9 protein-coding genes are annotated in these 9822 nt (G+C 46.0%); all 9 read right to left on the bottom strand.

Annotated features, from left to right (window positions below; all coding sequences use genetic code 11):
* Nucleotides 1-265 precede the first annotated feature (265 nt).
* Nucleotides 266-763, bottom strand: a complete 498-nt coding sequence (locus J4G07_20585) for a hypothetical protein (protein ID MCE2416384.1) — start codon at nt 761-763, stop codon at nt 266-268.
* A 101-nt stretch (nt 764-864) separates the two neighbouring features.
* Nucleotides 865-1674: a hypothetical protein gene (locus J4G07_20580; protein MCE2416383.1), complete on the bottom strand. Its 810-nt coding sequence runs from the start codon at nt 1672-1674 to the stop codon at nt 865-867.
* 96 nt (nt 1675-1770) lie between these two features.
* Nucleotides 1771-3330 (bottom strand): ABC transporter permease subunit, encoded by a 1560-nt coding sequence (locus J4G07_20575; protein MCE2416382.1) that lies wholly within the window; start codon nt 3328-3330, stop codon nt 1771-1773.
* Nucleotides 3331-3492: 162 nt separating this feature from the next.
* On the bottom strand, nt 3493-4968 hold the full coding sequence (locus J4G07_20570; protein ID MCE2416381.1) for an ABC transporter permease subunit: 1476 nt from the start codon (nt 4966-4968) through the stop codon (nt 3493-3495).
* Between the two features lie 65 nt (nt 4969-5033).
* Nucleotides 5034-6728, bottom strand: coding sequence for a hypothetical protein (locus J4G07_20565; GenBank protein MCE2416380.1), 1695 nt, complete (start codon nt 6726-6728; stop codon nt 5034-5036).
* A 48-nt stretch (nt 6729-6776) separates the two neighbouring features.
* Nucleotides 6777-8090, bottom strand: coding sequence for an RNA polymerase sigma factor (locus tag J4G07_20560; protein MCE2416379.1), 1314 nt, complete (start codon nt 8088-8090; stop codon nt 6777-6779).
* A 266-nt stretch (nt 8091-8356) separates the two neighbouring features.
* A complete protein-coding gene (locus tag J4G07_20555) occupies nt 8357-8923 on the bottom strand; it encodes a hypothetical protein (protein ID MCE2416378.1) in 567 nt (188 codons plus the stop codon).
* Nucleotides 8910-9278, bottom strand: coding sequence for a hypothetical protein (locus J4G07_20550; protein ID MCE2416377.1), 369 nt, complete (start codon nt 9276-9278; stop codon nt 8910-8912). Before J4G07_20550 ends, J4G07_20555 begins: the two co-directional genes overlap by 14 nt.
* Nucleotides 9279-9562: 284 nt before the next feature.
* Nucleotides 9563-9822 (bottom strand): hypothetical protein (locus tag J4G07_20545; GenBank protein MCE2416376.1); only part of this gene is annotated, 260 nt, incomplete at its 5' end.

Below are 9822 nucleotides of genomic sequence, written 5' to 3'. Positions count from 1 at the left end.
GGCTTATGTTATAGTGACGCGATTTAGGGGCAGAAAGGTTGCAAAATTTTTCTTTCGTTCGTTTGTGCTTTTGTACACACTATTTATGGGGAGAAGTTTCTCAAATCGTCCCATCCGGATCGGAATTGCAAGCGGCGGTTCAATCCGGGCACTGCTATTGTTTCGAGAGTGTATTAAACAATCGCTATCCTCTTGTAATTATAAAGAGGCGGGTCAAGAGCAGAAAGGGTGCATAATGTAAAAAATTCAGCTTTCACCTTGGATTTCACCAATCCACCGGGTTACCGATGTGAATATCTCTGTGAGATACGGTTTTGAGTGTCACATTATACTGATGCGGGACTGTCACACGGGCTTCAATCGTCAGCCACTTCAATCCTTCTTCCCAATGTTCCCGCCCACGGTGGAATCTTGCTTCAATTCGGACATCTGATCGGTTCTCTGAATGGTTGTCTTCAAGTGTGAGCTCTAAATCTTTGAGCATTTCTCGGATCCATTTAATTGACTTCGGTTTAAATATTAATCCCTTTGAGGTCCACCTCTTTTCGAGAGCTATATGAACACGGGGTTGATCTATGGCTTCGATATGAATCGTATCGAACGCCGCGTCGACTGTTAAATGTAAATGTCCATGAGGGTCAACAGCATCGTGACTCATGCTTTCCGATTGTGAGATTTCCATTTCACTTATCGTTAGAACAAGGATAATCGGTAATACAAACAGGAGAGACACAAAAACCACTAACTTCTTAGATTTTGTCATCTGAGACTCCTTTTATTGATATCTGATTTACCAAGAGGTAACTGAGGGTTATTCGGCACCCGAATCAGCGGATTTGACTTCATACCTCTTTAATTCAAGACTTAATTCAGGGGTCCTGACCGGGGGTGGAGAAGAAAAATATCCTCAGCTTTTTGATGAAACTTGACAATCCCGATGTTGGGTGCCACCCACAGCGTTGTAAAGGATTCGCCCGGTGGATCCGATCCCATTTCCGGAGAGGATGTTTCTACCCCTGTTTCTGTTCGGTATTCAATCTTCAAACAGTCTTCAAAAGTGCCAGCGCGGGTCTCAACGTTTTCCGTGCCCACGACAGTCCCTGTTTCGACAATAGTGAATTCGATTGTGGCTTCTGGAGGGTCTTGCGGAGGGATAGGTCTCAAAGTGAGTTTGACTTTTATCTGCGTTGCGTTCCACTTTTCATTGAAGATGATAGGCATCGGCAGTGCATAAAATTGGTCTTGTGCCTCTATCTCAATATCATAGAGCATAATAAACGGTGCCCCCATTTTCTCCAATATTGTGAGAAAAGCCGCCATCTCTTTGGTAAAGTGTGCTTTGACGGCTTTCTCTACCTCATCACCGATCAAGAATGTGACCCGCTCCTCACCGATCTGGTAGAAATTCGGATGGATGTGATAGTCATAATCTGTCCAATCCGCCAAGGCAGGCTCATAGTTGAAGGCGTGATACAGTTCCCCGTCAATTTCTTTGCTCTCAGTAACACGACGCGTTAATTCGTTTCCATCTTGGTCTTCGTAAACCCAGTAACTTCCGAGTGTATTTGGAAAGTATTGGATAGTTTCCGACGCATCGCTCATCAGCACTGCACTGAATCCAAAGACGAGTAAAAGTGTAAAAAAGGTGCTAAATCTTTTCAATATTGTAATCACGGTGGTTTCTCCTTGTGTTTGGTAGCGATCCGTTAATGTTTATAAGTGTGTTAATAAATAGAATGGGAGATTCCTTTCAGCATTTTTCGTTGGCGTTCATACCTCCGAACGTATGAAGACGAGGAATGCACCCGAAAGAAATACCCCGAGCAGTAAAGCGAGTAACAGCATATCCACCATCGCTGCGTTGAATGTATCGCTGAAGGTAATCTTGTCCTCAAAAGTTGGGAGTGCCCTCGGCGAAACCGGCTTTTCAGACATTCCATCAGGGATGCCGATAATGTGAAGGCTCTCTGTATCCGCGCTATCGGTTTCAACGATGAAGTTTCGGAACTGTCTGATATGATGATGCACACTTTCGAGGAATTGCAAATGCCGATTCAATCCGGTGCCAGCCATGGATTCAAGGGCGTATTGAACAATTGCCGCTGGAGAAAACCGGGTGATACTTCTTGCGCGCTGGACCTGCCCAAGTTGTGCCGTTAGATGCTCGCGGTTCAACCGTTCCCGAATCTCTACGTCTTTGTTGACGAGTTCAGCCATGAGGCGTAAGTCCGTTTCATCTACCTTGTCGGATTGCCTCGCCGCCATCGCCAATTTGAGCTCTTCCTCCTTCTCCTGCGCCAATGCTTGCGCTTTTTCAGGTGAGGTTTTCGCGAGGTCCATGAGTTGTTTGAGAAGGTCTCCTGTTGGTAGCTCCGACGATTGTTTGTTCGTCATTTTCTCGTCAAAATCATCCTTAATCTGATCGAGCGCGCTCTCTTTTGCCATTTCCCGTTCATGCGCGGTTTGAACGGGGGACATCCATTTTGTGGAAAGGGTGCCGAGAGTGGAGGGCATGAAGACAACAAGTGCCACCCAAATTATCAACAACGTCACGAGACTGATCCTGCTATCACGCGTGCCGGCGGACACCATCAGCCCGACTGCGGTGAAAATGCCAGCGTAGCCCGAAGCAATTAGCACAATCATCCCCAAACGTCCCCAGTCTGCTGCACCGAGTTGCGTCCAACTATCCACGGAAATCACCGCCAAATTCAGCAGCACCGCAAAATAGAACGGGATGAGAACGGCTATGAGGGCACCCAAGAACTTCCCTACTAACAGCACAGGGCGCGAAATCGGATTCGCCAGACATAATCGAAGTGTGCCCCTTTCTTTTTCGCCAGAGAGTGCATCAAACGTAAATAAAAGCGGGATGAAAGAAAGCAGATAGGTGATGATAAATGTCCAATCTATTTTCGTCGCCTGAGGACGTAGATCCCGCGCGTTCGGGTTGGCGGTCGGATAATCCAACGACCAGATGCTTCTTACCTTTCCGCTGAATCCCGCAGTTCTACTCCAAGACCCCCAGTTCGTCGTGCCACGCTCTGGTAGAAATGCCTCGCTACCGTCTGCAATGAAGGTCAGCGGAGACGGACGTTTGTAAAGTCGACCAGGTCCCTCTTTCAGAAATTCGTAGAGCTGCGTCTCGGATTGCAATTTGTCACGGGCATTAGCAACGTTCTCAGAGTAATTTCGGACCTTGTCTGGGTGCGTCTGAAGATGCACCACTGCGTTTGTTACCATTAATGCCACCATGATGAGGGCAGTCAAGGCGAATCGCAGGCTGTTGAGGTGGTCAAAGAATTCTCTTTTGACGATATGTAAGGTCATCGTAATTTCTCCATTTTTTTATAGTTGTCAGTCGTCAGTTATCAGTTTTCAGTTAAGAGCCTGTTTGTAACAATCGTTCCTAACTGAGAGTACTCCAGGGCAAGGAGAATTGTTAAATGGAGACCTTTTAACCAACAACTGACAACCGATAATTGATAACCATTACACTTCAATTTTGACAAGAATCAGGAATGTCACCATAAACAGCACCAGATTCATGAGGAAAAGGAGTGACATATCCGATAGGGCGCGTTGCGCGTTTTCCGAGACATCCGCTACGGCAAAGCGAAACCGTGGCAAATCACTCCAATCCACGGTGCCCTGGTCGGAAGCGAACCAGAGTCGGCTGGCGAACGCATCTTTATCGTGTAAATAATTAATAAATGTCTGTCGGTAGTTCTGGGTGGCACGACTAAAGTCTAACATGCCATTCAGATCCGTGCCTGCCCACGCAGCAGTTGCAAAGGTATAGAGGCTCGCAGGACTAAGTTTCATCAATCGTTCATCCCATGTCGCTTGTTGGAGTGTCGTCCGCGCCAAACGTTGTTCGCGTATCAACCCCACCTTTTCTGCGGCGCGGATGTGCGTCGCCCTCATGAACGCCTGATAGTCTTGGAAATGCGGGAGGAGCGGTTCTGAATTCGAGTTCACTTGGGTCATGTTAAACCCATATCTTCTGCCACCAGAGGATGAGTATCCTGAATAACCAATACCAAACTTCGGGGGTTCCCCTGTAAGAGGACTGTTGGCTAAGAATCGCTGTTCTTCCCTGTCGGCTTCTTCCCAGATCTGATCAATCTGTTGACTCGCGGATTGTCTTTCTGCGCGCATGTCGCTTACTGGATTGAAGGAAAACCGACTCCAGTTAGGATAGACAAGCACTAAAACGACCCATAAGAACATACAGAGCATCAGGGACGTAGCCGTGCGGCGGGTTGTTGTGGAAATCAGCAAGCCTATTAGGTAGAAAACAGACAGGTAAATGGTTGTGGTGACGACTATCCCGCCAATTCGGAGAAAATCTGCTGTGCTGAGTTGGATTGAACTCGTGACGGAAAGCTGAATCATTACCATCAGCAAACTCATCAGCACAGGGAGTAGCAGACATATCATGGCAGCGAGATATTTGGCGAATAGAATTGCACCGCGCCGTACCGGGTGAGAGATAACCAAACGCAAGGTGCCGCTTTCCCAGTCTCCTGCAATCGCGTCATAAGCGAAGAGCAGAGCCAGAAGGCTCAGGACCACTTGAAAGATAGAGACCAAGTCTATCTGCGAAAAGAGGTTCAGGTACGGGTTCTCCAGATTTCGCGCCGAGACGCTTGAAATCGTCGGCACTGTGTCATGATGGATTTCAACCGTAGTTCCGAGTCGTTTGTCTAACCCGGCACTAAAGAGACTGAGGGGGTTCGGAGGTCGCTCAACAAACAATTTTAATGTCGAATAGGTTTCTGCCTCCACCGCTTTTTCATGATGAACCTTTTCTTGCTGGCTGTAGTTTGCGACTCGGTTTTCATGATCGTTAATTAACACAATCGTATTGGCAACAACGAGCAGAAGCGTGATGACGACAGCGGCGAGGAATCGCGCGCTCATCAGATGCGTGAGGAGTTCTTGACGTATCAGTGTGTGTAACATGTTCAACCTCGTTTAATTAAGAAACCTTTCCTTATAAATGTGTATAATTTCTATACACTTCATAACTATTTCGTTAAAACAACAGATTGCTGAATAGAAATCCGTGCTCGAAAAGCGTTGATACTCCCTTCTTCACCGACCCAACCTCCAGTAGCCCCGAGTCGGAAAACTTGACCCTTGCCAAACCGATATATAATTACCCCTGTTTCGCCGGGTTGAATTCCCCAAGCATGGGCAAGTGCTCCCTCAGGTGTGCCTTCTGTAGGGATTTCACTATTGCCATCGAACAAATCAAACGAACCTACGGGATCTGCCCTGCCGACTTGAATATCAATAATCAGTGTCCCGCCGTCTTCAAACGCGGTAGCATCAATTTTTACAACAGTATAATCTTGGAAGCCTGCCTCTGGTGTCCGAAAAGTGTCCAGTATCTCTATTGAGGGATGCGTAGGATTAAGGATGATGTCCAGACTATTTGATAAAGGATCTGGATCTTTCTCACCGATTCCAGGGCGTTTTCCTGCTAATGATTCTACGAGGAACAACCGATAGTGTTCTGCCTTCTTATCCCACTTGTACCGGGAGAGTTCATTGACGGATTGCCTGCCCATGAGTTCAAGTTCAGGCGAGATAATCAAACAATCTGTGGGTGAATGTTTCTTCCACGCCCGAACGATTGTTTGGGGCAAGGAAGGCATTTCGTCAATACCTTTTGCATCGCGCAAACGTTTCATATCGGTATTAAGCACCCATGTGTTGACAAAGTTTTCGTTCAAGAATTTGATGTTCCGATCATCAGAGAGAGCAACTGCCCTCAAACTTTTGCCGCTCGCTCCACAGGCTTCGTCATCAAGCGGACCATTTGTTGAAACAATATGAATGGGTTTCTGCTGTGTCTTTGCTATTTCTAACGCTTCGTCTACTGATATCCAGTTGATTTGTTGTGATTTGTAAAAACGCAGCGTCAAGACACGCTGGGCTTCTGCTAAAGTTATTGATTCAGAAAATTGAGTGTCTTGAACTATATCTTCTGCACCGGCACAGAGTTCGATTTGTGGACAAAAGCCAGTATCTGCCCCAAAAGAGGGACCGTCCCCATGGTATCGGTTGACATCGAAGTTGAGTGTCCCTTCAGGAACGTACATCCGAAAGAACGCGACTTTCTCTTCGACTCGATTGATGATAAAATGCCCAGTAAACTGTGACGGTGTAAACCAGCCGTTCTCTAACTTAAACTCCGCGTGAATACGGAATACGATATCCGCAAATTCAGCATTGTAAGCGCGCAGGCATGCCCACATCCCGCGCGAATCTCCCGGATTAATGTGCATGTCCAAATTTGGATTCGGATGAAGTTGTCTCAGCAATTCCAGTAACCCATCTTGTCCAATCTGCCAGACTTCGCCAACCGAAACACTGTTTCCTCTGCTTGTAGGGTTTTCACCAAAAAGACTCTTCAATTCCTCCAGAAACGGTTTTTCTTTTTCTTTTTGCAGGCGTGCTTCAGTCGGGAGAAATGCCTGAAACACTGAAGCAGAATGGAACTTTTCAGGCGCAGCGACTCGTAGATTCGCCAGTGCATCCCATGTCACATGGAAATTGTCTCGGGTGTACTCGATTGGGGCAATGAAGCCTTTAACCAACACTTTGGCGTTATTGTCAAGCGTGAGTACAATGCTGTCACGAATAGGGGTCTCATCCGAGAATCCATATTGCAAGGATAGGGCAAAAATCAGATAGCCGATGCCTAACGTTTTCATTTTGAAACCTCTAAGCAAAATTGAGAAGAAAGTGTATCTACTGGAGGGTTATCGAATAGAAATTCGAGCGTGAAAAGCATTAACACTCCCTTTCTCACTGAACCAATCGCCCGTAGCACCTAATTGAAAAATTTGACCTTGGTCAAACCGATAGGCGATTACCGCTGTTCCACCGGGTGGAATCCCCCATTCGTGTGCCAGTATGTTGTCAGGAACTCCTTCTGTGGGCAGTTCACTATCACCATCAAACAGATCGAATGAGCCAGCTGCTTGACCGCTGCCGACTTGGAGGTTAATGGTTAGCATACCGCCGTCTTCAAATACTGTAGCATCGATTTTTACAACAGTGTAATCCTGATGACCTCTTTCTGGTGTCCGAAAAAAGTCTAAAATCTCTGTTTGAATCTGCTGTTCCTCTTCTATTTGTGCTTTTGTCTCCTGCATTTGAACCCCTGTTACTCGGAGGGTGTCTGCCTGTGGATTGGATCTGCTATTTTTACCCGACATGTCTATCTTGCCCAGTTGTGTTCTCACAGCAGGTTTAGCCTTGATGGGTTTCGCCGTCGCCTCCACAATGTCAACCTTTATGGCAGAGGTCGCCTCCAAACTATAGGGTTGCTGGAAACGAGATAGATATTCATTGCTTATTCCAAGGGTGAGTGTGGCGAAGATAGCGATTGACGCGGCTATCGCCCATGGCACTACGGGTTTGCCATGTGTAGAAGGAACAGGTTTGATGGTTCGGGTTTCTTGTATGATTTTTTCAATCAAGTTTGTGGAAATTTGGCAATTACTGAGTGCCTCCTGAATTAGAGGCTCCTCTTTCTTTAAACGTTGCCGTGCACGACTGAGTCGACTCTTAATTGTATTTGCCGATACACCCAGAAACTTGCTAATTTCTTCGCACGTCATCTCTCCAAAGTAGTATAGCGTTATGACGGTGCGCTCGCTTTCCTGTAACTTGGCAAGCAGTTGTTTGACGACTTCTTGCTTTGCCTCGGTCGAAGTTTTTGCTTGTTGGGTTGCTACGTATTGGGAATATGTTTCTTTCCCTTTGCCTACCATGTCGATGTCCTCCACCAGTTGGGCATGCAACCGTTTCTTACGAAGCCATGCAATACAGCGACGTGTGGCAATCACATATAACCACCCCGGAAACCGATCCAGGTCTTTCAGAGTTGCCAGATGCTTGTATACTTTCAAGAAGGTTTCCTGTGTAATATCTTCAGCGATGTGAAAATCCCCGATTTTGCGCCACGCAAGTGCGTGGACATGTTTATGATATTTTTTCACGAGCATGGTGAAAGCGGTTTCATCGCCTGCAAGTGTGCGACGGATTAATTCAGCGTCATTGTTTATCATCCTGCACCTCATAAGAAAGAACTTCGTAAATGATCAATGCTTCGTCTGTCAAGCACTTGATTGATAAAATCCGAATTGGCTTATAGTGACGCGGGGCAAAGGAAAATGGTTGCATAATTCTGCAGAAAACAAGAATTGTGGGAAAATCTTCCTTAAAGATAGAAAAAACGGATTTTGCGGTTGTGTTGTCATTTCCGCACGGATATTCCCCATAGCGGCTGTTAGGTTAACACGACTTTGACACCCTTTGAGGGTAATCTTCCCGTTCACACCGGTTTCCCCCAAACTTCACCTTGAATTTCACCGAGATGGAGGTTACCAGCTAAAGCCTCGACTTTTACTGTCCCGACCAAGTCGCCAACGTGAATATCTCCATGAGATGCGGTTTTGAGCGTGACATTATACTGACGCGGGACTGTCACTCGAATTTCAACCGTCAGCCACTTCAGTGCCTCTTGCCAATATTCCCGTCCACGGTTGAATTTTCCCTCAATTCGGATATTCGATGGGGTATCTGGATCGTCGCATTCAATCGTGATTTCAAAGTCCTCAAGCAATTCAGCAGCTCGTTTCCCTAACTTCGGTTTCAATATCCCACTTTTTGATTTCCATTCTTTTCTGGTGGCGATATCGACATAATTACGATCTGTGGTTTCTATAATGATCGCACCGAACTCTATGTCAACTGCTAAATGTCCTTCAGGATTAACGGTATATCTATCTTGTGTCGTGTGTGAGTTGACCAATACGCTCATGACGGGGAGAAGGACAAGCAATGATAGAAACAGGAGAGGAAAGATCACAAAAGCGACTAACTTCTTAGATTTTGTCATCTGCAATTCCTCTGTTGGTGTTCAGTTCATTGATAGGATGATCATAAATCATCGGGATGGAGCCATGATAAATTTCAAAGGTGCTTCCAAGCCGCTTATCCAACCCCGCACTAAAGAGACTCAAAGGTCGCGGGCATTCAATAGACAACTTTAAAGTAGAGTAGGTTTCCGATTCCTGAACTTTCTGGCGATGCGTATTTTCTTGCTGGCTATGTCTCCCCAATCGACGCTCGTAATCTTCAAGAAGGACGACAGCATTCGCGACGACGAGAAGAAGCGTAATCACAACAGCAGCAAGAAAGCGGGCACTCATCAGATGCGATAGGAGTTCTTGACGGATAACATTTCGGAACATGGTATCTCCTTAAATGTTTAGAGACATTATATCCCTTCCTTCTATTTTTTCAGGTCGAGCCATCAAACGACATTTTGGCTTATATCATAATGTCGCGTTTTAAAGGCAGAAAGGTTGCATAATTTAAAAAAATAATGAAGAATCTGAATTTCGATTTAAAAATTGCAGGTTTTCGGGATTTGTCTATTAGAGACGTTTGAGATGAATAAAGATAGTAAAAACTACGTGGGATAGGAAAATGGGCGGATTTTTCTGGCTGTAATCTGCGCGGTGCGGGAGTTGAATTAAATGTCGGAACGGAAGAATTTCAGGAAAGCCGCGGTGGTCAACACAACTGCCAAAAGACAGAGGAGCAGTACATCCACTGTTGAGTGCCATGAAATGTCTGACTGTAGATCTGGTATTGTTTCAAGCTTTGCTTGCGTTATTTTTGTTGATTTTCTATAATATTGGTCAAGGATGAACCTCGCACCGCAAACAGGAGGAATCCAATGCCAAGCCAATCCATTTTCAAGTATCCGATAGAAAGCCTCAGGCGTTTGCT

Source organism: Candidatus Poribacteria bacterium (assembly GCA_021295715.1).
Lineage (GTDB): Bacteria > Poribacteria > WGA-4E > WGA-4E > WGA-3G > WGA-3G.
This window is presented reverse-complemented; position numbering and strand designations above follow the sequence as displayed.

Coding starts and splice junctions, on each gene's coding strand:
- J4G07_20585 (MCE2416384.1), bottom strand. CDS start 763: ATGACAAAATCTAAGAAGTTAGTGGTTTTTGTGTCTCTCCTGTTTGTA.
- J4G07_20575 (MCE2416382.1), bottom strand. CDS start 3,330: ATGACCTTACATATCGTCAAAAGAGAATTCTTTGACCACCTCAACAGC.
- J4G07_20570 (MCE2416381.1), bottom strand. CDS start 4,968: ATGTTACACACACTGATACGTCAAGAACTCCTCACGCATCTGATGAGC.
- J4G07_20565 (MCE2416380.1), bottom strand. CDS start 6,728: ATGAAAACGTTAGGCATCGGCTATCTGATTTTTGCCCTATCCTTGCAA.
- J4G07_20560 (MCE2416379.1), bottom strand. CDS start 8,090: ATGATAAACAATGACGCTGAATTAATCCGTCGCACACTTGCAGGCGAT.
- J4G07_20555 (MCE2416378.1), bottom strand. CDS start 8,923: ATGACAAAATCTAAGAAGTTAGTCGCTTTTGTGATCTTTCCTCTCCTG.
- J4G07_20550 (MCE2416377.1), bottom strand. CDS start 9,278: ATGTTCCGAAATGTTATCCGTCAAGAACTCCTATCGCATCTGATGAGT.